Annotated in this window: 25 protein-coding genes and 3 tRNA genes; 18 read left to right on the plus strand and 10 right to left on the minus strand. The window is 51.3% G+C overall.

Annotated features, from left to right (window positions below; genetic code table 11):
• Position 1: 1 nt before the first annotated feature.
• The gene (locus DEV76_RS14185; RefSeq protein ID WP_109698571.1) at positions 2-598 is read left to right on the plus strand and encodes an IMPACT family protein; all 597 of its coding nucleotides are present in this window, start codon (positions 2-4) and stop codon (positions 596-598) included.
• On the opposite strand, the gene DEV76_RS14190 is transcribed toward DEV76_RS14185, so the two are convergent.
• The gene (locus DEV76_RS14190) at positions 599-1807 is read right to left on the minus strand and encodes a DUF6786 family protein (RefSeq protein WP_109698572.1); all 1209 of its coding nucleotides are present in this window, start codon (positions 1805-1807) and stop codon (positions 599-601) included.
• Positions 1808-2003: 196 nt separating this feature from the next.
• Here DEV76_RS14190 and DEV76_RS14195 point away from each other — a divergent pair.
• Both DEV76_RS14195 and DEV76_RS14200 read left to right on the plus strand, forming a co-directional pair.
• Positions 2004-2076, plus strand: a tRNA-Gly gene (locus tag DEV76_RS14195).
• Positions 2077-2354: 278 nt separating this feature from the next.
• Positions 2355-3119, plus strand: a complete 765-nt coding sequence (locus DEV76_RS14200; protein ID WP_109698573.1) for a hypothetical protein — start codon at positions 2355-2357, stop codon at positions 3117-3119.
• A 542-nt stretch (positions 3120-3661) separates the two neighbouring features.
• Here DEV76_RS14200 and DEV76_RS14205 read toward each other — a convergent pair.
• Positions 3662-3856 carry a hypothetical protein gene (locus tag DEV76_RS14205; RefSeq protein ID WP_109698647.1) on the minus strand — a complete coding sequence of 65 codons (195 nt, stop codon included), beginning with the start codon at positions 3854-3856 and terminating at the stop codon, positions 3662-3664.
• 59 nt (positions 3857-3915) lie between these two features.
• A complete protein-coding gene (locus DEV76_RS14210; RefSeq protein ID WP_109698574.1) occupies positions 3916-4956 on the minus strand; it encodes a glycosyltransferase family 2 protein in 1041 nt (346 codons plus the stop codon).
• Between the two features lie 113 nt (positions 4957-5069).
• Here DEV76_RS14210 and DEV76_RS14215 point away from each other — a divergent pair, with 113 nt between their 5' ends.
• The 9 genes from DEV76_RS14215 (at position 5070) to DEV76_RS14255 (ending at position 10868) form a co-directional block, all read left to right on the plus strand.
• The gene (locus tag DEV76_RS14215) at positions 5070-6212 is read left to right on the plus strand and encodes a sensor histidine kinase (RefSeq protein WP_109698575.1); all 1143 of its coding nucleotides are present in this window, start codon (positions 5070-5072) and stop codon (positions 6210-6212) included.
• Between the two features lie 53 nt (positions 6213-6265).
• Positions 6266-6349: transfer RNA gene (locus DEV76_RS14220), tRNA-Leu, on the plus strand.
• An 87-nt stretch (positions 6350-6436) separates the two neighbouring features.
• Entirely contained in the window at positions 6437-6691 is a 255-nt protein-coding gene (locus DEV76_RS14225; protein ID WP_109698576.1) for a type II toxin-antitoxin system Phd/YefM family antitoxin, read from the plus strand.
• Positions 6692-6693: 2 nt separating this feature from the next.
• On the plus strand, positions 6694-6951 hold the full coding sequence (locus DEV76_RS14230; protein WP_109698577.1) for a Txe/YoeB family addiction module toxin: 258 nt from the start codon (positions 6694-6696) through the stop codon (positions 6949-6951).
• 96 nt (positions 6952-7047) lie between these two features.
• A tRNA-Leu gene (locus tag DEV76_RS14235) sits at positions 7048-7131 on the plus strand.
• Positions 7132-7268: 137 nt separating this feature from the next.
• Positions 7269-8582 (plus strand): DUF2130 domain-containing protein, encoded by a 1314-nt coding sequence (locus DEV76_RS14240; protein ID WP_109698578.1) that lies wholly within the window; start codon positions 7269-7271, stop codon positions 8580-8582.
• A gap of 63 nt (positions 8583-8645) precedes the next feature.
• On the plus strand, positions 8646-9287 hold the full coding sequence (locus tag DEV76_RS14245; RefSeq protein ID WP_109698579.1) for an HAD family hydrolase: 642 nt from the start codon (positions 8646-8648) through the stop codon (positions 9285-9287).
• 266 nt (positions 9288-9553) lie between these two features.
• A complete protein-coding gene (locus DEV76_RS14250) occupies positions 9554-10195 on the plus strand; it encodes a DUF4136 domain-containing protein (RefSeq protein ID WP_109698580.1) in 642 nt (213 codons plus the stop codon).
• A gap of 49 nt (positions 10196-10244) precedes the next feature.
• Complete coding sequence (locus tag DEV76_RS14255) at positions 10245-10868, plus strand: outer membrane beta-barrel protein (RefSeq protein ID WP_109698581.1); 624 nt, start codon at positions 10245-10247, stop codon at positions 10866-10868.
• A 70-nt stretch (positions 10869-10938) separates the two neighbouring features.
• Here DEV76_RS14255 and DEV76_RS14260 read toward each other — a convergent pair whose 3' ends face one another.
• A complete protein-coding gene (locus tag DEV76_RS14260) occupies positions 10939-11925 on the minus strand; it encodes an FAD:protein FMN transferase (RefSeq protein ID WP_157962894.1) in 987 nt (328 codons plus the stop codon).
• A 20-nt stretch (positions 11926-11945) separates the two neighbouring features.
• Positions 11946-13124, minus strand: a complete 1179-nt coding sequence (locus tag DEV76_RS14265; protein ID WP_109698583.1) for an acyl-CoA dehydrogenase family protein — start codon at positions 13122-13124, stop codon at positions 11946-11948.
• Between the two features lie 74 nt (positions 13125-13198).
• Between DEV76_RS14265 and DEV76_RS14270 the strand changes: the two genes are divergently transcribed.
• Entirely contained in the window at positions 13199-13636 is a 438-nt protein-coding gene (locus DEV76_RS14270) for a YciI family protein (RefSeq protein ID WP_109698584.1), read from the plus strand.
• Positions 13637-13698: 62 nt separating this feature from the next.
• On the opposite strand, the gene pyrF is transcribed toward DEV76_RS14270, so the two are convergent.
• The gene (gene pyrF, locus DEV76_RS14275; RefSeq protein WP_109698585.1) at positions 13699-14499 is read right to left on the minus strand and encodes an orotidine-5'-phosphate decarboxylase; all 801 of its coding nucleotides are present in this window, start codon (positions 14497-14499) and stop codon (positions 13699-13701) included.
• Between the two features lie 114 nt (positions 14500-14613).
• Between pyrF and DEV76_RS14280 the strand changes: the two genes are divergently transcribed.
• Complete coding sequence (locus DEV76_RS14280; protein WP_157962895.1) at positions 14614-15477, plus strand: sugar phosphate isomerase/epimerase family protein; 864 nt, start codon at positions 14614-14616, stop codon at positions 15475-15477.
• Positions 15478-15507: 30 nt separating this feature from the next.
• Positions 15508-16878 (plus strand): Gfo/Idh/MocA family protein, encoded by a 1371-nt coding sequence (locus DEV76_RS14285; RefSeq protein WP_109698587.1) that lies wholly within the window; start codon positions 15508-15510, stop codon positions 16876-16878.
• A gap of 43 nt (positions 16879-16921) precedes the next feature.
• Here DEV76_RS14285 and DEV76_RS14290 read toward each other — a convergent pair whose 3' ends face one another.
• Entirely contained in the window at positions 16922-17548 is a 627-nt protein-coding gene (locus DEV76_RS14290; protein WP_109698588.1) for an FMN-binding negative transcriptional regulator, read from the minus strand.
• A gap of 56 nt (positions 17549-17604) precedes the next feature.
• On the opposite strand from DEV76_RS14290, the gene DEV76_RS14295 reads away from it, so the two are divergent.
• The gene (locus DEV76_RS14295) at positions 17605-18048 is read left to right on the plus strand and encodes an RDD family protein (protein WP_109698589.1); all 444 of its coding nucleotides are present in this window, start codon (positions 17605-17607) and stop codon (positions 18046-18048) included.
• Here DEV76_RS14295 and DEV76_RS14300 read toward each other — a convergent pair.
• A complete protein-coding gene (locus DEV76_RS14300) occupies positions 18045-19142 on the minus strand; it encodes an Mrp/NBP35 family ATP-binding protein (protein WP_109698590.1) in 1098 nt (365 codons plus the stop codon). The two genes, DEV76_RS14295 and DEV76_RS14300, sit on opposite strands and share 4 nt — an antisense overlap.
• Positions 19143-19251: 109 nt before the next feature.
• Between DEV76_RS14300 and DEV76_RS14305 the strand changes: the two genes are divergently transcribed.
• Positions 19252-19890, plus strand: coding sequence for a carboxypeptidase-like regulatory domain-containing protein (locus tag DEV76_RS14305; RefSeq protein ID WP_109698591.1), 639 nt, complete (start codon positions 19252-19254; stop codon positions 19888-19890).
• 62 nt (positions 19891-19952) lie between these two features.
• Positions 19953-20843, plus strand: a complete 891-nt coding sequence (locus DEV76_RS14310; protein ID WP_109698592.1) for a 3-hydroxyacyl-CoA dehydrogenase family protein — start codon at positions 19953-19955, stop codon at positions 20841-20843.
• A gap of 83 nt (positions 20844-20926) precedes the next feature.
• On the opposite strand, the gene glsA is transcribed toward DEV76_RS14310, so the two are convergent.
• Both glsA and DEV76_RS14320 read right to left on the minus strand, forming a co-directional pair.
• Positions 20927-21925: a glutaminase A gene (gene glsA / locus DEV76_RS14315; protein ID WP_109698593.1), complete on the minus strand. Its 999-nt coding sequence runs from the start codon at positions 21923-21925 to the stop codon at positions 20927-20929.
• Positions 21926-21944: 19 nt separating this feature from the next.
• Positions 21945-23222, minus strand: coding sequence for a DcaP family trimeric outer membrane transporter (locus DEV76_RS14320; RefSeq protein WP_157962896.1), 1278 nt, complete (start codon positions 23220-23222; stop codon positions 21945-21947).
• Between the last annotated feature and the right edge of the window lie 9 nt (positions 23223-23231).

The raw sequence follows: 23231 nt of genomic DNA on the forward strand, positions 1-23231 counted from the left end.
AATGAACGTTTATTATACGATTGAGAAGAAGTCAGTAGCCGAATTCAAAGACAGGGGCAGTAAATTCCTCGCTTTCGCCTTCCCGGTGAAGAGTGCCGAGCAGGTGAAGGAATGCCTTCAGGAAGTGAAAAAGGAACACCCCAAAGCCACACACCACTGTTACGCTTACAGGTTGGGAACCGACGGTATGCAGTTCCGCGCGGTAGACGATGGAGAGCCTGCGGGCTCTGCCGGTAAGCCTATTCTGGGGCAGATCGACAGCAAGCAGCTCACGGATGTGCTGGTGGTGGTAGTCCGTTACTTCGGTGGTACCCTGCTGGGTGTGCCGGGCCTGATCAATGCATACAAAATGAGCTGTGCGCTGGTGCTTCAGCTGATCCCCGCGGTGCAGAAGAATGTGGAAGCGCGCTTTCAGCTGATATTCGACTATACGATCCTCAACGATGTGATGATGGTGGTGAAGCAGAATGGATGTACAATTGCAAAGCAGGACATCCAGCTGTTCTGCAGTATGGAAATAGGTATCCCCAAAGACAGTCTGGACCTCACTTTGCTGCGCCTGCGCGATATTTACAATCTCGAGATCAAGGCGCTGTAGTTACGGCAGCGCCGCTTTCAATTCTTTCACGGTAACCCCGAACAATTTCTTCGTGATTTCACCGAGGTGCTTTTCGCTGCCCTGCAGATGGATGGTGCGGTGGAAGTGTTGCATCCTGCCTTTGGGCTTCAGGAGGGCGGCGGGCGAAGCGCTTTGTATTTCCATGAAACGGCCGCGGGCATAAGGGTTTTCAGGACCGTTGTTGCGGATGGTAAGTACTTCTGCCCGGTTGTCTTCCATGGTTTCGCCCAGGTAAAATGCCAGATTGCGCGGCAATGTGAACTGCACAACTGTGAGTACTTCACGCTCCGGGTCGTACAGGCCCACATAGTTTAATGCGGACGATTGTTTCACACCTATTTCTGCAGAGAGGTTCCCGTCGGCCCTGAAAAATGCAATATTGTTTTTAATGAGGAAGCGCTCTTTAGGCAGGGCTGCGCTGTTTTCCACTATACCGCCGGGGCGGAGGGGAATGATGGCAATGGATGCCTGCGTAACGGGGAATACGCCGCGTATGCGGATGGAGGTGGTGCCATACGCCGTATCCCAGCGATGGTCGCCGGAATTGATGATGATGTTATCTGAATGGAAACCAACAGCACGCATGTTCCGGTGAATATCGGCGCCGAGATAATTATGCAGATCGCGGCGGGAGAGGAGGGAGATGGTGCGGGAAACAGAAGTATGTAAAGTGTTGCCGTTTTTACTTTGTATGCCGATAGCACCTTCCAGGACGGTGATACCCTTGGCGGAAGATACCTGTTGCAGGGTTCGGGTGGAGGTTAGTGCGGGTGGTGTGGCTTGCTTAGTAACGGAATCTCCGTTTTCGGAAACTGTTGTATCGATGACAGGTGTGGGTTCCGGGCCGAGGAGGAAGCGGTCTTCACCACCGTAGGTACTGAATTCATCAGCTTTCCCGTTTTCGATGGTGCTGTAATTGAGCCAGCCGAAGCTGCGGCCGTTTTCTTCTACCGAAGAGGTGATGACGCGGCCCTGCCATGCAGGGATGATGGCGATGGCGGATTTACTGGTGCTGTCTTTCAATACGGCCGGCTGTGCAAATTCGCGGAGGAAAGTAATATCTTCTGCGAAATTATCGGGCCGGGATATGGTTTCTCCTGGTTGTTCAGGCGCCTTTTCCGGTTTGGGACTGTTGTTGCATGCGCAAAACAGGGCGATGGAGCAGGCGGCCAGTGTGAATTTATTCATATGCGGAAATGGTCTCGCTGGCAATAATTGTACAATGATAAAGTAATTTCTTTAATAACGGTAAGTGCGCATTCTCAGTATGGGCGCGGCTTACGGGGGATGCGCCTTTACAGGCGAAACTTTTTTTTAAGTTTTCTGAGAATATTATTTGCTGAATTGAAACTGTTTCCTATTTTTGCAATCCCAAAACGGACAAGCGGAAGTAGCTCATTTGGTAGAGCACGACCTTGCCAAGGTCGGGGTGGCCGGTTCGAGCCCGGTCTTCCGCTCAGAAAAAGAAGCCTGATTGCATAGCAGTCAGGCTTTTTTGTTTATGCTTGTTTCTATCCGATTTAATTCCCCGTCTCTCATAAATACATCCTGACAACCTAAGTTTCGAAAACTTCTAACCCTGGTAGAAGTGACAATCGAAAATATCCAACCTTACTTCGATTGCCATTGCACAAACTGAAAATGGGTCGCAGTCGCTTTAAAAATCCACGAATACACCCCTGTCACCCCTCTTGTGCGTCTTACGTATATTCAGTTACAACAAAAAAGTCCTGTAATGGCCATTTTAACTTCAATTATCACTTTTTCAGGTAAGGTAGGCAACCTCATAGCCTACAAGCGCAATGGTAAATACTGTGTGCGCACTGCCCCGGAAACCGTCAGGCAAACGGCAAATACCCGCCGTTCCGCCAAATGGTTCGGTGCTGCCAGCCGCAAAGGCGCCCTTATCCGCAGCGCTGTTGCGCCTGATATCGACATCCTCTGCGATGGCCACGTCGTGAACCGGCTTAATAGTACCATCGTAACCGCCGGCAGAAATAACCACGCCGGGCTGAAAGGCTTTAGGTTCAACAGGCACGCCGGTATAGAAAAGTTCTTCCCCGGGCAGCCTGTCTTCTCGCAGAATGGTAAACTTCACATCCCCGCGCAGAAGCTGCAGGGCTATGGAGATGCTGTAAGAATGGAGTTAAAGATCATCGCCACCCGGATCGACTTTACCACCCGTAGTGTTACAGGGATGGATGCAGACGTGCTGCACATCGACCTGGAGCAACCTTTCGCAGGAGCGGACCTGTCGGTAGACGTACCCGGTAAAGGAACTTTGCTGGTGACTCTTCAGGTGAGAACCTTCCTGAAAGACGGTACCTCCTATGACAGGAAGTATAATGCTGCGGATATCATTGCAGTGATAGGGGATCAGCCCCGGGAAGCGCCCCTTCCCAAATCGCGTCCCCGTAAGAAGCTGCTCCTCCTGCCGCCGGAGCTTCCACAGCATACGGCTCCCGCCAATAACGGTCAGGATCAAATGCCCCGGGAATGACCCACAGCCATAAAAGGGATATTTTGTTGTAATTAATTCATTATCAAATAATATGGAACCCCAATTTGCCCGGCAGGCCATTCCTCCGCCAGGCATTGTCATGGGCTGCAGGCATCCGGCCTTCACTTTACATGCCTGTTATTTACTATAACTCACCTGCAGCTCAAATAGACATCAACTACACATCAAGTCCACCTTTACTCCATGGGTACTGGTAGGTTGCTGCTATGTTACCGGTAGGTTGAAGGATAGTTACAGGCATATTGAACCCTGTTTAAAGCCTCTTTTAACCCTTCATTATCCCCCTTATAAATGCTCTTTTACACCGCTTTTTCCCATCTATGCCTCAATGTTGTATTCCTATGGTTAAAATGGACTAATTGCCTTGTAATGATGAAGCTTATTTGCCGAACGGTTTTAATGCATAAATGCATCTATCCAAACTGACGAAAATCATCCCGGGAAAGGGCTTAAAAGTGGCCATTCAGGGCATGAAAAAAGCCGCACTGTGCAGTGCGGCTTCTATATTTTTAATCCGGAGATTATTTGTATTTCGGGCTGTATTGGGAGCTTTCCGGTACAGTTACTTTCGGTTTTTTGTATCTGTGTTCAGACAGTTTATAGCAACCGCCTAATACAAAACCCAGGATACAAGCCAGTTTCAGGTAAAACAGGAAACGGGAGGAAGATACCCAGTCACGGGTGAAGTCATTCTTATTTTCAACTGTATGCTCCATATACATTTTTTTCGCTGTGCAAACTTACAAAGTATATTATCAAATCCCAAATTACCGGGTTATTTCTTCCCCGGCTTGGAGAGTTCGGAAAACTTGCGGCGGTTCAGGAAATAATACCGCCAGATCATGATGCCATGGAATACTCCCTGCAGATCAAAAAGCCGTTTGCGGGGCAGTGTGTCCGTCAGTGTTTTCTCCACTTCGCGGCGCCAGCGGTAATAATCGCGGTAAGCACGGAAGATGGCCATCATATCTTTCGGTTTGCCGGCCGCCAGGCTTTTAGCCGCTGCCAGCATATCCAGCACCAGGCGCTGCGAAAGGATGATCCATTGCTCCTGGAAGTGGAGGTTTTTACGCAGCATGATCAGGTTGTTCCGGAAATTGAGATAAAGCTTCCGCGGATTCCCCTGCGGCAGGCTGCCCCCGCCAACGTGGTATACTACCGACTGTGGACAGTACCCGATCCTATACCCCGCCCGCTGCAGCCGCCAGCAAAGATCAACTTCCTCCATATGCGCGAAGAAATAGGGATCGAAGCCGCCCATTTCAAAATAAGCGGCAGAACGGATGAAGAGCGCTGCACCGCTGGCCCAGAAGATGTCCTGCGGGGTGTCGTATTGTCCTTTATCTACCTCCGTTGTATACAGGATGCGCCCGCGGCAGAAGGTATACCCGAGGATATCCATCCATCCGCCTGCAGCACCGGCGTATTCAAAGCTTTCCCGGTCGTGCCACGCACGCAGTTTAGGCTGGCAGGCAGCCATATCCGGATTGGCCTGCATATGTTCTATAACAGGTGTTATCCAGTTGGCTTCCACTTCCACATCCTGGTTCAGGAGCACGAAAATATCTGCCTTCACATGCCGGAGGGCCTCATTATAACCGCCTGCAAAACCACTGTTGGTAGCGTTGCGGATGATCTTTACAGCTGGGAAGTGCTGTTGGGTGAAGGCCACACTATCGTCGGTAGATGCATTGTCGGCCAGGTAAATTTCCAGATTACCGTACACAGACGCACACACGGAGGGCAGAAACTTCCCGAGGAAATCTCTTCCGTTCCAGTTGAGGATAACGACCGCTACCGATGGCAATGCTGACAAAAGGGTATGTTTTGGCTTTAAGTAAATTTTTAGCGTTGCAAATATGCAACAAAGCCTCCAAATATTACTAAATTAGTTTATTATTAAGGCTTGCAGTCTTTATCCAAATCCTGATGTTTAGACAATTTACCGGTTGGAAATTTTCCCTGATCGCAGTGGCGGTCGTTATAATTGTAACGACCATCTGGTTTGTGAATAACCTCTCCGAAAAAATACAGCAGGAAGAAACGAAGAAGGTGGCCACATGGGTAGAAGCCAACCGCGAACTGCTGCAAGCCTCTCCCGATGCCAATCTTAACCTGGCCGTGGAGATCGTGACTACCAATACCACCATCCCTCTCATCCTCACCAACGAACAGGGCCAGATCATCGACCACCGCAACCTCGATTCGCAGCAGGTGGCCAAAGACACAAATTATCTTGAACGCCAGCTGGAAGGCTTTAAGCGCCAGCATCCGCCATTTGTAATGGCGGTGGATAGTCATTCCAACAACTACATCTACTACGGCGATTCCCTTATTCTGCGCCAGGTACGTTACTATCCTTATATACAGCTGCTGGTGGTAGCGCTGTTTATCGGGCTTACATTATTTGCACTTTCATCCACCAACCGTGCCATCCAGAACCAGGTATGGGTGGGCATGGCGAAGGAAACCGCGCACCAGCTGGGTACGCCATTATCATCCATGGAAGCCTGGGTGGAACTGCTGAAAGAGCATGAAGAAGTGCGGCCCCTGGCCACAGAGCTGGCCAAAGATGTAGACCGCCTTAAACTGATTACCGACCGCTTTTCGAAAATAGGCAGTGTGCCCAAACTGGAAGAACGCAATGTGGTGGAGCAGGTAGCCTCCATGATGGCGTACATTAAGAAACGTGCCCCGCAGAAAGTGAACTTCTCACTGCAAACGGCGGAGCATGAAGTAACGGCCATGATTTCGCCCACATTGTTCGACTGGGTAGTGGAGAACCTCCTGAAAAATGCGCTCGACTCTATGGAGGGGAAAGGGCAGATACAGATCGTTATAGAAAACCATCCGGCACACCTTATTATCGATATTTCCGATACCGGAAAAGGGATTCCCGCACGCCTGCAGGAGAAAATATTCCGTCCGGGGTTCAGTACCAAGAAGAGAGGGTGGGGGCTGGGCCTGTCGCTGGCCAGGCGTATCATTCAGGACTACCATAAAGGGCGGCTGACGGTGAAATCGTCTGAAGTAAACAAGGGTACCACGTTCCGGATCTGGCTACGGAAATAAATTTATTTGGATATTTACGAAAAGGCTTTATTTTTGCATCCCCAACAACGCACGCGGAGGTGGCGAAATTGGTAGACGCGCTACTTTGAGGTGGTAGTGCCTGAAAGGGCTTGGGAGTTCGAATCTCCTCTTCCGCACGAAGCACCGGCTGGTTTCCAGTCGGTGCTTTTTTATTATTGCATTTATTAATATTTGTACGTATATTTGTACTCAAATACGTACTTATGAGAGTTGTTAACTATTCAGAGTTTCGCAGTAATCTCACTGAAAATTTAAATGCAGTCAATGACGATAGAGAAATTGTTGTAGTTGCCAGATCTCAGGGAAAAAATGTTGTTGTAATGGATTTAGACGAATATAATGCATTGCAAGAAACCTTACATTTGACAAGTACCAAGGCTAACCGTAAAAGACTAGAAGAAGCAATAACGGAAATGAATAAAGGAAAATCCGTTAAACATAAACTAATTGAAAAATAGTTATGGAGTTAGCGTGGCAAACCCATGCATGGGAAGATTATCTTTATTGGCAACAACAGGACAAAAAAGTGCTACAACGCATAAATGAACTGATTAAAGATGCAATGCGGTCTCCCTTTAAGGGTATTGGTAAACCCGAGCCACTTAAAGGAGATTTGGCTGGATATTGGAGCAGGCGGATAACCGATGAACATCGCTTGGTATATGCTGTCAAGGAAAAACGGCTGCATATTTTACAGTGTAGATTTCATTATCATTGAAGGGATATCAATGGAAACAGGAAAAATATTCTTCAGATTATTCCGATAAATGATCAATTTATCAGAAAAGAAACTATTTTTGCGACCCTGACAACAGCGGAGGTGGCGAAACTGGTAGACGCGCTACTTTGAGGTGGTAGAGCCCGAAAGGGTGTGAGAGTTCGAATCTCTTCCTCCGCACTATCACCGGTTGATTTTCAACCGGTGATTTTTTTTGCCCCTCATCCACGAACTGGAAAATCGGCTAACTTTACCACCGCGCAGATACTATGCGCACCAACGCCTGTAACTTGACCGCAGGCTAAATCATGTGAAATATGGGAACAAACGTTAACTGCCCCAACTGCGGGTCACAGTTTGTCATGGAAGATGCCATGGCCGCCGAAATAAAAAAGGACCTCCGTGGTAAAATGGAATCCGAATGGCGCAAAAGAGTGGAAACCCTCGAAGCCCAGAAGTCGGAAGTAGAACAGGCCAAACAACAAATAGTTCTCGAACGCCAGCAGGTTTCGGCCGAACGCCAGCGCCAGGAAGATGAACTCCATAAACGCCTCCAGTCCGAAAAAGCAAAATTGCAGGAAACACTTGGTGAACAGATCCGTAAAAACGTATCGGCCGACTTCGAAAACCAGCTCAACCTCATGCGCGAAGCCCAAACTGCGAATGAAGAAAAGCTGAAAGAAGCACGCCTCCGGGAGCTGGACTTCCTCCGCAAAACACAGGAACTCCAGAACCGCGAACAGGAGCTGGATCTCATCATGCAGAAGAAGATCATCGAAGAACGCAACCACATCGCAGAACAGATACGCCGCGAAGAATCGGAGCGTAATAACATACGGGAAACCGAATACCAGCTGCGCCTCCGCGAAATGGAAAAGCAGCTGGAAGATCAGCGCCGCCTCGCGGAAGAAATGCGCCGCAAAGCCGAACAGGGCTCCATGCAATTGCAGGGCGAAGTAATGGAACTGGCACTGGAAGAAATGCTCCGCTCCGCCTTCCCTTTCGATGCCATCAGCGAAGTAGGTAAAGGCGTGCGCGGTGCAGACTGTATCCAGACCGTGCGCAATCAGTTCGGCCAGGAATGCGGCCGCATTATTTATGAATCCAAACGCACGAAAGACTTCTCCCGCGAATGGATCGAAAAACTGAAGGCAGACATGCGCTCACAAGGCGCCGACGTGGCCGTACTCGTAACACAGGCCCTGCCGAAAGACATGGAGCGCTTCGGTGAAAAAGACGGCGTTTGGATCTGCACTTTCACCGAAGTGAAAAGCCTTACCTGGGTACTGCGCGATGCCATCCTCAAAGTATACAACGCCGTAAAAAGCCAGGAGAACAAAGGCGATAAAATGCACCTGCTGTACCACTACCTCACCAGCGGTGAGTTTGCGGAACAATGGAGCGCTATACGCGAGGGTTTCCGGTCCATGAAGATGTCTATCCAGAAAGAACGCGAAGCCATGGAAAAGCTCTGGAAAGCCCGCGAAAAACAACTGGAGAAAGTACTGCTCAACGCAGCCCACATCAAAGGCTCCATCGAAGGCATTGCGGGAAGCGATTCGGTAGACCTCCAATTGCTCGATGATGCAGCCGAAGCACTCCTTGGGACGCCCGACGGTACCAACGACTAATATTTTCAAAATAAATGTTATATAATCCTTGCACCGGGGCATTTCCCGACATACATTTACTGCATGAATAACCACACGTATCAATCCGTTATATTCGACCTGGGCGCTGTGCTGGTAGACTGGAATCCGCGTTACCTGTATAGTAAAGTTTTTGCCACGCCGGAGGAAACGGATTACTTCCTGGAAAACATCTGCACATCCGACTGGAACGAGATGCAGGACGAAGGCCGCAGCCTGGCAGACGGAACAGAACTGCTCGTGGCGCAGCATCCTGCTTTCGAAGCACAGATACGCGCGTTTTACGGCAGATGGAAGGAAATGCTCGGGGGAGATATTCCCGGTACGGTGGAGATTCTGAAAGCACTGAAAGACAGTGGCCGTTATAAATTATACGCCCTCACCAACTGGTCCAGCGAAACATTTCCCATCGCTATCATGGAATACCCCTGGCTGCAGTGGTTCGATGGTATTGTAGTATCAGGAAAAGAAAAACTGCGTAAACCGCATGCGGCATTTTATCAGTTACTGACAGATCGTTTCGCGGTCGACAAATCGCAGGCCATCTTTATTGATGATAATCTCCGCAATGTTCAGGGTGCGGAAGCATTCGGTATCGAATCTATCCACTTCACTTCTCCCGAACAACTCCGCGAAGCACTCCAATCCCGCGGAATCCTCACCGCTGCTGCGTTACAGCAACAATAGTAATATTCCTCCCTCTTTTCATATCATCGTATTTTCATATGCAAGCCGCCGTCATGGCGGCTTTGCTTTAACATTTCCTTTAGTCAACTTTAACGTTTTTATGGTAAACGGCCGGTAACATTCATGCGTCTATAGCGTTGAATAGTAAACAGGCCGGAACGTGAAAATGATAATGTGTGAAGAAGCAAAGAAATGCATGCCCGCCTGCAGCAGTAACGGGCAGCATTTCCGGCTATTTGACTATAAGGAAATAAAATAGAACACATATGAAAAAGACAGGACTGATGTTAAGTGCGCTCGCAGTAGCAATGGTACTCATCAGCAGCTGCCGCAAGGAGCCGCTGAATGACATGACCGCCGACGAATCGCGCATTTATGTGACCAACTACGACGAGAAAGCTGACTTCACCTCATTTAAAACGTTCAGTATAGTGGACTCTGTTGCGGTGATCAGCAACCGGGAAGCATCCAAAAAAGAATTGACGCAGTACGACAAGCAATTGCTTGCCCAGTTGAAATCCCAGATGCAGTCCCGCGGCTACACACTGGTAGATAAAGCGGCTAAGCCCGACCTCGCCATGAACGTAAGCCGTATCGATGTTACCAGTACTTCCATCGGGTACAATCCCGGTTACTGGGCAGGCTTCCCCGGCTATTGGGATGCAGGCTACTGGGGATATCCCGGGTTCAATTACTGGTTCCCCAGCTACTACTCCGTTTTCAGGTACAATGAAAAATCAGTGGCCATCGACCTGGTGGACCTGAAGAATGCCAAATCCGGCAACAACCAGCTCACAGCCATCTGGAATGCCATGCTGCGCGGTACCGGTGTTTGGAATGGCAACAACATCGATAGCATGGTTAAATCCATCTTCGATCAGAGCCAGTATCTGAAAACCACTCTTTAATACGGGTGGGATTTTGTAACAGACAGGTAATGTTAAAAAAACGAACGACATGAAAAGTATTAAAGCAATTATAATGGGCCTGGCCATCATCGCCGGCGGTACTGTAGCCGCTCACGCACAAAGCCGTCCGCCCCTTTCCGTAAATATCAATTATTCCGCAGCACAGCCCCTCGGATCCCTGAAAGACTATGCGGATAAAACCAGCTTCCGCGGATGGAACGTTGGCGTACAGTATCATATCAATGATCAGTTTGCCGTAGGACTGAAAACCGGTTTCGCGGATTACTACCAAAGATTACCCCGCGCCGTGTACCCCGGTAAAGGCGAAGACATCTCCGCCGTACAAACCCGTACACTGCAAACCATCCCCATCCTCGCCACGGCACAGTACACCTTTACCAAGCCCGACGCAGCCGTGCTGCCATATGCAGGCATCGGTATCGGTACTGCCAATATGAATTACGAAAAGTACTGGGGTGAGTTTGTAGAGAAAGAGAATAAGTGGGCGTTCCAGGTGAGCCCCGAGCTGGGTATCAACGTACCCTTCGGAAAATACTCACCATTTATGTTCAACGCCAGCGTGCAATATAATTATGCGCCTTACAAGCAGTATGAGATCAAGAATTTCAACTCAGTACAGGCTAACATAGGTTTGAAGTTCCATATCCAGTAATAAGGACCACCAATTAACGGAACATGTGAAGTGGAGGGGCCGCCGTAAGGGCGGCCCCATTTTTTTGTACCTACTGCACTTCGAAGAAGGCTTCGGAATATTTTTCGCGGACGGTGCCGTCTGCATCTTTGTAGATATACAATGCCTGCAGCCCCAGCTCAGGATGTTCGCGGATAAAGGCCAGGCCTTTTTCTACTCCGAGGAGGATGAGGGCATTATCGAATGCATCGGCCGTCATGGCATTGGGTGCCGTAACGGTAACGGTGATGATGTTGTTGTGAATGGCTTCGCCGGTTTTGGGATGGATGGTGTGGGCAAAGCGGGTACCGCCTTCATCGAAATAACGCTGGTAATTACCGCTGGTGGCTACCGCGCGATTAGTAAGGCGGAGCCATCCTTTTTCGGGCCTGGCAGTATCTTCCTGCCGGCGCTCGATGCCTACCGTCCACGGCTGGTCTTTATCGTTATGCCCCATAGCCATCAGCTCGCCGCCCACATCCACGAGGTAATTACGAATCCCGCGCGACTGCAGGAACCTGGCTATCACATCCGTGGTATAACCCTGCGCAATGCCATTGCAGTCGATCTCCACACCGGGTTGCTTTTTCAGCAGGTATTTGGAGCGGATGAGCAGCTTATCGTAGCCTACGCGCTGTAACGTGCGCTGAATCTCCGCATCGGCCGGTTTGCCTTTCTGATGGCGTACCACGCCAAAGCCCCACAGGTCTACCAGTGGTTTAACGGTGATATCAAATAGTCCGCCTGTAATGCGGCTTACTTCCTGTGCTTTGCGGATCACGGGGCGCATATGTACGTCCATCACTACTTTCTCTCCTTCGTTAAACCGGTTGATGAGGGAGCCGGGGAGGTAGAGGGAAAGAGAGCGGTCTATCTGCCGGAAGAGGGATTCCACTTCGGGGCGGAGTGAAGTAGTGTCTTTACTCAGGTATTTGACCATGTAATAGGTGCCCTGTGCTTTACCGGAGATGGTAACGGTTTGCTGTGCTGCAGTGTGCAGACCGGCAAGTAAGCATGCTGCCAGAATAATGCCCTTCATGCGCCCAAAATAATAAAAGGTCATGAGAAAGCATTGAGACCGGTAATGTCCATACCGGTAATGAGCAGGTGTACTTCGTGTGTGCCTTCGTAGGTGATCACGCTTTCGAGGTTCATCATGTGCCGCATGATGGGGTACTCGCCGCTGATACCCATGGCGCCGAGAATCTGACGGGCTTCGCGGGCTATATGCGTAGCGGTTTCACAGGCATTGCGCTTGGCCATGGAAATCTGTTCGGGAGTGGCTTTATCTGCATTGCGCAGCACACCCAGCCGCCAGTTGAGGAGCTGCGCCTTGGTGATATCGGTGATCATTTCCGCCAGTTTCTTTTGTATGAGCTGGAAGCCGGCTATGGGGCGGCCAAATTGTACGCGCTCTTTCGCATAGCGGAGTGCCGTGTCATAACAATCCATCGCTGCACCTATGGCTCCCCATGCAATACCGTAGCGGGCAGAGGAGAGGCAGGAGAGGGGGGCTTTCAGTCCGCGGGCGCCGGGGAGTATATTCGTTTTGGGTATGCGTACGTTGTCCATCACCAGCTCGCCGGTAGCGCTGGCGCGGAGGCTCCACTTGCCTTTGGTTTCAGGCGTGCTGAACCCTTCCATGCCTCGTTCCACAATTACACCGCGGATCTTATTCTCCGGGTCTTTGGCCCAAACCACGGCAATATCTGCAAAGGGGGCATTGGAAATCCACATTTTGGCACCGCTCAGGCGGATGTAGTCGCCATCATCTTCATAGTATGTGAGTAAACCGGCCGGATTAGAGCCAAAATCAGGCTCTGTGAGGCCAAAGCAGCCCATGAGCTCACCGGTGGCCAGGCGGGGCAGGAAGCGCTGTTTCTGTTCATCGCTGCCGAATGTATAAATCGGGTGCATGACGAGCGAACCCTGAACGGATGCCGTGGACCGGATACCGCTGTCGCCCCGCTCCAGCTCCTGCATCATGAGCCCGTACGCGATATAGTCCATTCCGCCGCCACCGAAATCAGTGGGGATGGTGGGACCGAAGCAGCCCAGTGCCCCCAGGGGGCGAAGGATGTGTGCGGGAAACGCTGCACGCTGGCAGCAGTCGTCTATGATCGGGGATATTTCTTTCTTTACCCATTCGCGCACGGAATCGCGCACGAGCAGGTGTTCGGGAGATAATAGTTCATCGATGGCATAATAATCGGGCGATTGGAAAAGGTCCTGGTGCATGGCTTAGATTTTTGCTTACGTCCGAATTTACGGAATTACGCCAAAGTTGTACCTTCGGCCCGCAAATCTGTGATATGGCCAAATTGATACCTGTGTTCCTCCTCGGGGTTTTCCTGACGTTTGTGATAGCCAGTTTTTCGTCCCGTTTGCAGCAGCATAAAGCAAAACGGAATATTTCGGCCGTAACTGATACGGTGGCCAAAACCACTATCGTTCAGCAATACTGGATGGTATTTTTCAAAGACGGGGCCAATACAAAGCAGGATCCCGCATCTGCCGCGCTGATCGATGAGGGGCATATCCTGCACATCCGCCGCCTGGTGGAAGACGGGAGGATGATCCTAGCGGGCGCTTTCGCGGATTACGATGCCATGCGCGGCATGTATGTGCTGAAAGCGGCCGACAGCCTGGAGGCCGTTTCGCTGGTGAAAGGCGATACCGCCGTACTTACGGGCAGGCTGCAGTTTGAAGTAAAACCCTGGTGGACGGCCCGCAACTGTCTTTTCAAATAAACTCCCCTGAATGCAAAAACGCCCCCTTCCGGGAGCGTTTCGCTATGATTTCCAATATACTTTTACAGATAAGTGGCCATTTCCTGCTGAAGGGCGAGGGCGGCATTACGCGCGTCTTCCGCAAACTTCTCATCGTTACCTGCATAGATAACGGCACGGCTGGCATTTACCAAAAGGCCCACATCACCGTTCATTCCCTTTTCGGAAATATCTTTCAGGCTGCCTCCCTGCGCGCCCACACCGGGTACGAGGAAGAAGTGGTCCGGTACGATCTTGCGGATGGCAGCTACAGAATCTGCCTGGGTGGCGCCTACTACAAACATCATATTGTCCGGCGTGCCCCAGGAGGCGCAGGTACGGATAACGGTTTCGTAGAGCTGGCCGTTACCTGATGGTTGCAGCTGGAAGTCCTGGCTGCCGGCATTGCTGGTAAGCCCCAGTACGATAGCCCATTTCTCCTGGAAAGCGAGGAAAGGCTCCACACTGTCGCGCCCCATATACGGTGCAACCGTCACGGAATCAAAGCCATAGGTGTCGTAGAATGTTTTAGCGTAGTAGGTGGATGTGTTGCCGATATCGCCACGTTTTGCGTCTGCAATGGTGAAATTGTCTTTAGGGATGTATTCCACTGTGCGCTGCAGGCTCTCCCAGCCCCGGATGCCCTGGCATTCGTAGAAGGCCGTATTGATCTTGTAAGCCACGCAGAGATCGCGGGTTGCGTCGATGATGGCTTTGTTGAAGGCGAACATCGGGTCGGGGTGAGAAAGCAGATGACGGGGGATTTTGTGCATGTCCGTATCCAGTCCTACACAGAGATACGATTTCCGGTCTCTGATGAGCTTCACCAATTCCTGTCTATTCATAATATATTTTCAGTTAGCGCGAATTTCCGCCATTTTTATCAATTCCGGATTTTGATTTTCCAATTTTCCTTCTTAATTTTTCCACCATCCACGATTTCCGAAAAACTGAATTCCATGAAATTTTACTTAACATACGTCTTTTCCGCACTCCTCCTCCTGTCTTTTATGCAATCGAATGCACAAAAGAAGGGGATGCCCAAAATAGGGGTGGCAACCTCGATTGATAACGACAGTTTACTGGCCGCCGCCGGGTATACCTACATAGAAGAAGGCGCCCGCAAACTCTTTGCCCCCTCCGTTCCCGACACCGCCTACCGCCGTACACTGGCAAGGATTAAAGCCATGCAGCTGGAAGTGGTGACCTGTAACCTCTTCCTCCCCGGCACCATCCGCCTCACCGGCGCCGAAGCCGACGAGAAAGCCATCCTCGGGTATGTAGACACCCTCATGCAACGGGCTAAGGAAGCAGGGGTGCGCATCATCGTTTTCGGCTCCGCAGGAGCCCGCAAGCTGGCAGAAGGACAGGATTCAGCCACCGCCATGAAAGAACTGATCGCCATTTCCCGCAAGATGGCCGCAGTGGCAGCTAAACACGGCCGCATCATCGCCATCGAGAACCTGAACGCCAAAGAAGATAATTTCATCAACAGTCTGGCCATCGTCACCCAAATCGCCAAAGCGGTGGATCATCCCAATTTCAGGATCACGGTCGATATTTACCATATGCTCCGCGAAGGGGAATCGCCAACGGCCATCGCCGCCGCCGCGCCTTACCTCGTGCATTGCCACATAGCCGAAAAAGAAGGCCGCCGCGCACCGGGCACTTCGGGGGAAGACTTTAAGCCCTACCTCGCCGCCCTCAAAGCCGCAGGCTACAAAGGCCGCATCACCATGGAATGCGGATGGAAGAACATGCCGCAGGAGTGCCGCCCGGCTCTGGATTACCTCCGTAACCAGCTCGCCGCCGTATACCAGTAACCAATAACAACACGATAAAAACATTCCACTATGACTATTAGCAACAAGAACCGCCGGGAATTTCTGAAGCTTTCCATGATGGGAGGCGCCGGCGTGGCACTCAGTGCCATGGGTATGCCTGCCAGCAGCTACGCACGCATTATAGGCGCCAACGATCGCGTAAATGTAGGCGTTGTAGGCTTCTCCGACCGTTTCCGCCAGGCGCTGATGCCTTGTTTTCTCAACAATCACAAAGATCTGAACTTCGATATCATCGCCGTTTCCGATATCTGGAAGCGCCGCCGGGAAGAAGGGAAGTCTGTACTGGAAGGCAAACTCGGCCATTCCGTACAAGCCTGTGTGAACAACGATGAACTGTACCGCAACAAGGATATCGATGCTGTGATGATTGCCACGGCCGATTTCCAGCATGCCTTTCACACTATTGAGGCCGTGAACAATAAGAAAGACGTGTATTGCGAAAAGCCTTTCGCGGAAACGATGGAAGATGCGCGCAATGCCCTCAAAGCCGTGAAAGCTTCCAAACGCATTTTCCAGGTAGGCACGCAGCGCCGTAGTGGTGCAGGGTATCATGCGGCCGCAAAATTCATACAGGAAGGTAAGTTCGGGCCTATCACCATGGTGGAAATGACCTGGAACGTGAACCAGCCCGGCCGCTGGCGGAGGCCCGACCTCGTAAAGGATATCCGCCAGGCCGATGTGGATTTTGCCCGGTTCCATTGCACCCGTCCCAAAGAAGCATGGGATCCCCGCAAGTATCTGGAATACCGCCTCTTCTGGCCTTATTCCTCCGGCATCTTCGGCCAGTGGATGACGCACCAGATCGATACCGTTCACTGGTTCTCCGGACTGGAACACCCGCGCAGCGTGGTAGCAGGCGGCGGCATTTATCAGTGGAAAGACGGCCGTACCAATGCGGATACGCTCACGGCTGTGCTGGAATACGGCCCTCAAAACGATCCCGCATCGGGTTTCCAGGTGGTGTACAGCTCCCGCTTCCATAACTCCGCCGGAGGTACGAAAGAATTGTACTACTCCAATGGCGGCATGATCGATATGAGCACCAATAAAATCTCTTCCAACGGCGGTCTCCGTGAGAAAGAAGCCAGCGCCATGGGCCTCAAAGCCAACCTGCTCCCGGATATGGATCTGTCCAAAGCAGCAGGCTCTGTGGAAAGCGGCGCCAATACCGGAGGAGACGATACCACCAATGCCCACGTCCGCAACTGGATGGAATGTGTGCGCAAACAGGACGTGAAAACAAATGCTCCTATCGAAGCGGCCTACAGCCACTCCATCGCGCTCATTATGGGCACGGCAGCTTACCGTACAGGGCAGAAAGCCACGTTCGACGAAGCAAAGCAGGATGTGATGGTAGGAGGAAAGGTATTTACACTCTAATCGTTTAAACCTAACCTATAGGAAAAGGCAGGCTGGGCAGTTTCTACTGTTCAGCCTTTCTTCTTTTAACCATTTCCTCCGCTATCTCCGCTGCCTGCGAATCACCGGAAGCTTTCAGCTGGTGGATGATCTCGTGGTAATCCCGGTCGTTACGGTTCTGGCTGAGCTTAAAACGCGTCTCCACCCTGTCCAGCGACATTTCAAAGCCGGTAATGGCGCGGAGGTTATTCTGTAAAGACTTTTCGGGGATGTCAGAAATGTGAACGGGGCATTTGGAAGAAGACTCGTATTTGTCCATCAGTTTGGTGAGAGAGTCTGTCAGCTCTGCTTCGGTGAGGATGCGGAGTTTACCGTAAATGTGTACTGCTATGTAGTTCCAGGTAGGGATTTTTTCCTTTTCGTACCAGGAGGAGGAGATGTAAGCGTGGGGATTGGTGAATACGGCGAGGAAGGTTTGGCCGGAGGTAAAGTCCTGCGACTGGGGGTTATCGTTGGCGATGTGGCCTCTCAGCACAAAGGTTCCCGGTTCGGTTTCTTCGAGTTCAACGGGGATGTGAGTGCCGAAGGGCTCCCCGCCGTGGATGCTTACCAGGAGGGCAAAAGAATGCTTGCGGATGAATTCGGATACGGTGTTCCAATCGTTTTCCTGGAAATATTTGGGCGTATACATGTTGGCAGGTATGAATAATTGAGATAATATTGTTACGAATTCAAATCCCTGATGCCATGGAAGCAACTGTTCCGCGGGTTGAGCCTGCCGAAACGCAGGAGCCTGCTTTTCCCGTTATCGTCAAACGTATTCAATCTTCACTGATCGATGTTCTTTTTATCATCCTGTTAATGGTGCCTGCTTCGCGGTTGCTGGATGCGCTGGGCGATGGGGCTCCTGAGTGGGTGAATATCGCCATTTTTATTGCGCTTTGGGGTGTTTATGAACCGCTGGGCACGGCCTTCGGATGTACGGTCGGCAATTGGATTACAGGGATCAGGGTGCGCCGGGCGGAAGATATCCGGAGAAAGATCCCTTTATGGGCGGCGTTTATCCGGTATGCAGTAAAATTTATGCTCGGCTGGCTGTCGTTTATCACGATCCACTTCAATCCCGAGCGCCGGGCCATTCACGACCTCAGCGCCGGGAGTGTAGTGGTATTGAAAAATTCGTTGCCTTAAACGACGATCTCTACGATTTTCGTGGGCTCCACGTTGGCATTACGCATGGCAATGCTGCGTGCGGTAGCTCCGGCGAAGTCTGCAAAGGCTTTCTGTGACACGGGGTCGTTGCCGGATATTGCCGGAATGCCCTCGTCTCCGCCTTCACGGATGCTCTGTACAAGCGGGATCTGCCCCAGGAAGGGGATCTCCAGCTCTTCAGCGAGGCGCTTACCGCCTTCTTTCCCGAAAATGTAGTATTTGTTGTTGGGCAGTTCTGCAGGCGTAAAGTAAGCCATGTTCTCCACCAGGCCGATGATCGGCACACGGATCTGCGGACTGGCAAACATCGCGATACCTTTCTTGGCATCTGCCAGCGCCACATCCTGCGGAGTGGTTACTATCACCGCACCGGTAACGGGTACAGACTGTACGAGGGTGAGGTGAATGTCGCCCGTTCCGGGAGGCATATCTATCACCAGGTAATCCAGCTCGCCCCAGTGAACATCGCTCACGAATTGCTTGAGAGCGCTGCTGGCCATGGGGCCGCGCCATACGATAGCCTGTTTCTCATCTACCAGCAGGCCGATAGACATGAACTGGATACCGAACTTCTCCATGGGAGCGATCATCCCTTTACCATTCACGTTTACCATCATGGGTCGTTCACCACGAACGCCGAACATGATAGGAACGCTGGGGCCGTAAATGTCTGCATCCATGAGGCCTACCTTCGCTCCGTCCTTTGCGAGGGCCAGGGCGAGGTTGGCGGCAACGGTGGATTTACCTACGCCGCCTTTACCGGAGGCGACCATGATGATATTCTTGACGTTGGGAAGAAGGGCCTGCCCGTCTTTCCGGTTGGTACTAACATTGGCCGTCATTTTAACTTCTACTTCTGCTTCCTTGCTAACGAGGTGGTGTATGGCATTTACACAGGCATTCCGGATCATGTCTTTCAACGGACAAGCGGGTGTGGTAAGCACCACGGTGAACTGCACTTTATTTCCGTCGATCTCAATGTCCTTCACCATGTTGAGGGTCACCAGATCCTTGCCCAGATCGGGTTCTTCCACATTCGACAGCGCCTCGAGGACCTTCTCTTTTGTGATCATAAATTGTTGTTAAATTTGATTGCGATCAGCAAAGTTAACCATAAATGAGGTTTAATTTGTCGCTTTTATATTGGACATTGCGGGCAGTATCCTGTATCTTAGTACCTACATGTATAGAAATCTTGTCATACTTTTTTCCCTGGTGTGTTTGCCGTTATTTGCTTCTGCACAATTCAAAGCATTCAAAGACAGCATTATACAAATTTCCGGTATAACCATGACGGCAGACAGCCTTCGGGCCGTACCCGCAGTGAGTATTCTGGTAAAGGGCCAGGGCCGTGGAACCATCTCCAACAGCGTGGGGGTTTTTTCTATTGTTGCTTTTAAGGGGGATACCCTCTCTTTCAGCGCCGTGGGCTTCCGCAGGAAGGATTACAAAATTCCGCTGGACCTCCCCGGCAACCGTTATTCCATGATCCAGCTGATGGCGGAGGATACCGTATATCTGACCGAAACCATCATCAAACCATACCCCACACGCAAAGAGTTCGAAAAGCTCTTTGTGAGCATGGATATCCCCAACGATATGTATGAGATTGCCCGAAAGAACAACGAGCAGGCCAAACTGCGTGCAATTGCGCAGGGCATGGCTATCGATGGAGGCGGGGCGTATAATGTGTTCATGCAAAAGCAGCAGCAATCGCTGTACTACGCAGGCCAGGTGCCTCCGCAGAATATCTTCAACCCCCTTGCCTGGGCACAGTTCCTGGAATCCTGGAAGCGGGGCGATTTCAAAAGGAAAGATTAACCTTCGCGGCCCGTTGCCGCCTTTTTCCTAAATTGCCGCATCATTCACCAAAATTGTACGTTATGCAGAAAGTAGCCGTGATCGGCGCCGGCACGATGGGAAATGGCATTGCGCACGTGTTTGCGCAAAACGGGTTCACCGTTCACCTCATCGACGTGGCGCAGCCCGCGCTCGATAAAGCCCTCGACACCATCGTCCGCAACCTTAACCGGCAGCTCGCCAAAGAAATTATCACCGAATCCGTTAAGCAGGATACCATCGCCAACCTCCATACCTTCACCGACCTTGCAACCGGTGTAAAAGATGTAGACCTGGTAGTGGAAGCCGCTACCGAAAATGCGGATCTCAAACTGCGCATCTTCCGCGATCTGGATCAGTTCACCGCTCCCGGCACCATCCTCGCCACCAATACCTCTTCCATTTCCATCACTAAGATCGCTGCCGCTACTTCCAAACCCGGCAAAGTGATCGGCATGCACTTCATGAACCCCGTTCCGGTTATGAAGCTCGTGGAAATCATCAACGGTTATGCCACGGAAAATGAAGTGACGGATACGGTACGCGAGCTCTCCCTCAAACTGGGTAAAGTTCCCTGCATCGTAAACGATTACCCCGGCTTTATTGCCAACCGCATCCTCATGCCCATGATCAACGAAGCCATCCAGGCTTTGTATGAAGGCGTGGCCGGTGTGGAATCTATCGACACCGTAATGAAGCTGGGCATGGCGCACCCAATGGGCCCGTTGCAACTGGCCGACTTCATCGGTCTCGATGTTTGCCTTTCCATCCTCCGTGTATTGCACGACGGGTTCGGCCAGCCGAAATACGCGCCCTGCCCGCTGCTGGTGAACATGGTTACCGCAGGGCACCTTGGTGTGAAGAGCGGCAAAGGATTCTACAAATACGAAGGCGCAGGGAAAGATCTCGTCGTGAGCGACCGCTTCCGCCAGTAATGATATTGCCATAAAAAAAGTGACCCGCCGGCAGTTTAAATCGCCAGGCGGGTCTTTTCATCAAATCCCACATCAAAGTTCTGTTATTGCTGATGCCTTGCGGCAGACTGATAGAGGTTGAGTTGTAGCTTTTCAGCGATGTATTGAATGGCGGCCATGGCTTTCACGCTGTTGCCCACAGGATCGAGCGGGGGCGCAAATGCGGCTATGGCCATCTTCCCCGGTGCCACGGCAATTACACCGCCGCCTACTCCGCTTTTACCCGGCAGGCCTACCTTATACAGCCATTCCCCTGATGTAGTATACAATCCTTCCATAGACATGGCTGCCAGTACTTTCGGCACATATGCCTCATTCAGCAGCCGTTTACGTGTAACAGGGTTCACACCTCCGTTAGCCAGCATGCCCGCCATCACTGCCAGATCTTTGGCGGTAACGCCCACAGAGCATTGTTTGGTGTAGCTGTCGCAGGCATCCAGCGGGTCGGCCCACATATGCCCATATGCTTCCAGAAGCATGGCAATGGCACGGTTGTGCTGATTGGTGGCGGCTTCTGATTTATACAGTTCTTCAATGAGCGTAAGCGGCCGCCCGGCCATTTCACTGAGGTAATTTAAAACGTTTCGCCATTGGGCATCTTTATTATGCCCTTTCACCATACTGTTGGCCGCCATGGCCCCCGCATTCACGAGCGGGTTCTGTGGCGAGTAACCTTCCAGCTCAATGGCGATGACGGAATTAAAGGGCATACCCGTGGCGTTAACGCCGATGCCATGCATGATACTGTCCGGCCCCACTTCCATCATGGCTTTGCAGAGTACGAATGCTTTGGAAATAGATTCGATACCGAACTCATATTTCGAATCGCCCACTTCATACACCTTCCCGTCTGCCGTTACGATTGCAATGCCAAAGAGGTTGGATGGTACGTTGGCGAGAAAGGGTATGTAATTGGCGTTGGCACCACCGGGCAGGTTGTTGAACTTCGCATGCGTTTCTTTCAGGAGCGCGTTCAGATCCTGCGCCGGCAAGGCAAGCGGGATACATACAACTACCAGCAGGTTTAGTAACAAACGTTTCATTGTCGCACGTTTTTGAGGTTTAGAATTTGAACATGGCAGACAGCTGCAAACGATGATTGTCTGCATGCAAACCGCTTTTATTGTTCAGGTAACCGTACAGATATTCTATGCCCACTTTCATGAACCCGTTGGGGTACCAAAGCAGGTTGCCCACGCCATAATGTGAAAAATGAAATGCTGCGGGCGGCTGGTAAGCTTTGGGCCTCAGCGTGAGATAAGCCCAGCCAACAGTGGTGCTCCACTTATCCGACCACCAGTGGTCGTAGAAACCCATCACGCCCAGAGCCGGAACGGTATTGAGCTTCCGCTCGGGAGAATGATAAATGGCATCATACCCGTTGCCGCCGATATCATTGAAGTAATTGGCGATCCCTTCACCATAGGCTGCCTGGTATACGATGTTGTCTTTATTCTGAAACTGGAAGCTGCCGGTAAGGTTCACACCCCAGCCGGGCGTGCTTTTGCGGTCGAGCGCAGGGGTTTCATACGTGAGCGGGTGAAATGCCCCGGCGAGTTTGACGTGATTGCCCGTACCCCAATCGTGCCGGATACTGACTACCGCATCGGGCAGCTGCTGCAAACTGGCATATCCGCTGTCTGCAGGCAGTGTAATGTTACCACTGGGCTTTTCGAGCGACAGGGCGATTTTCGTGTGCTGCCCCACCGGTTGTGTATACCGTACCTGCACCTGCCGGGAAAAGATCATGGCATTCGGGCCATAATAATCCAGTGTATTGGGAAACACATCGATGTCCATGAAATTAGACCAGTATTGGCCTGCCCCGAACCTTCCATATTCTCCCCATGCATGACGGAGGCGGGGAGTGGAAGAACCGTCGGGGTTGAAGAGATCGAATTCCAGAATGGTTTTCAATGTATTCTTTCCAACAGGTACAGACCCGATGAAATTGAAACGGGTTTGCCGGATGGAATAGGAAGTACTTGTTTTATGATCGTTGGGGATGAGGATGGCGCTGGGCTGGAAGGCATCGTGGTTGGTAGTGCGGTGGAAATCGTGAATGGCATCGAACTGTACGAAGCCGCCGATTTCCAGGGACACACCTTTGTTATCGGTCACCACAAAGCCGCCATATCTGCCGGATTCGATTGCGCTTCTTGTTTGTGACCGGGCTTCGGGGTCCATGCGGTTTATACGGAATTCCAGCCGCCGCAGCCTGGCGTCGAGGGAGTCCAGGCGCTTTTGCGACTGAGGGTCCTGGGCACCGGCATGCCTGAAAGTAAGCATGCCGGCCACCAGGAGCGCACATCTTGCCGCCTGCCACATTATCTGTCGCATATTCATGCT

This window comes from Chitinophaga deserti (assembly GCF_003149455.1).
Lineage (GTDB): Bacteria > Bacteroidota > Bacteroidia > Chitinophagales > Chitinophagaceae > Chitinophaga > Chitinophaga deserti.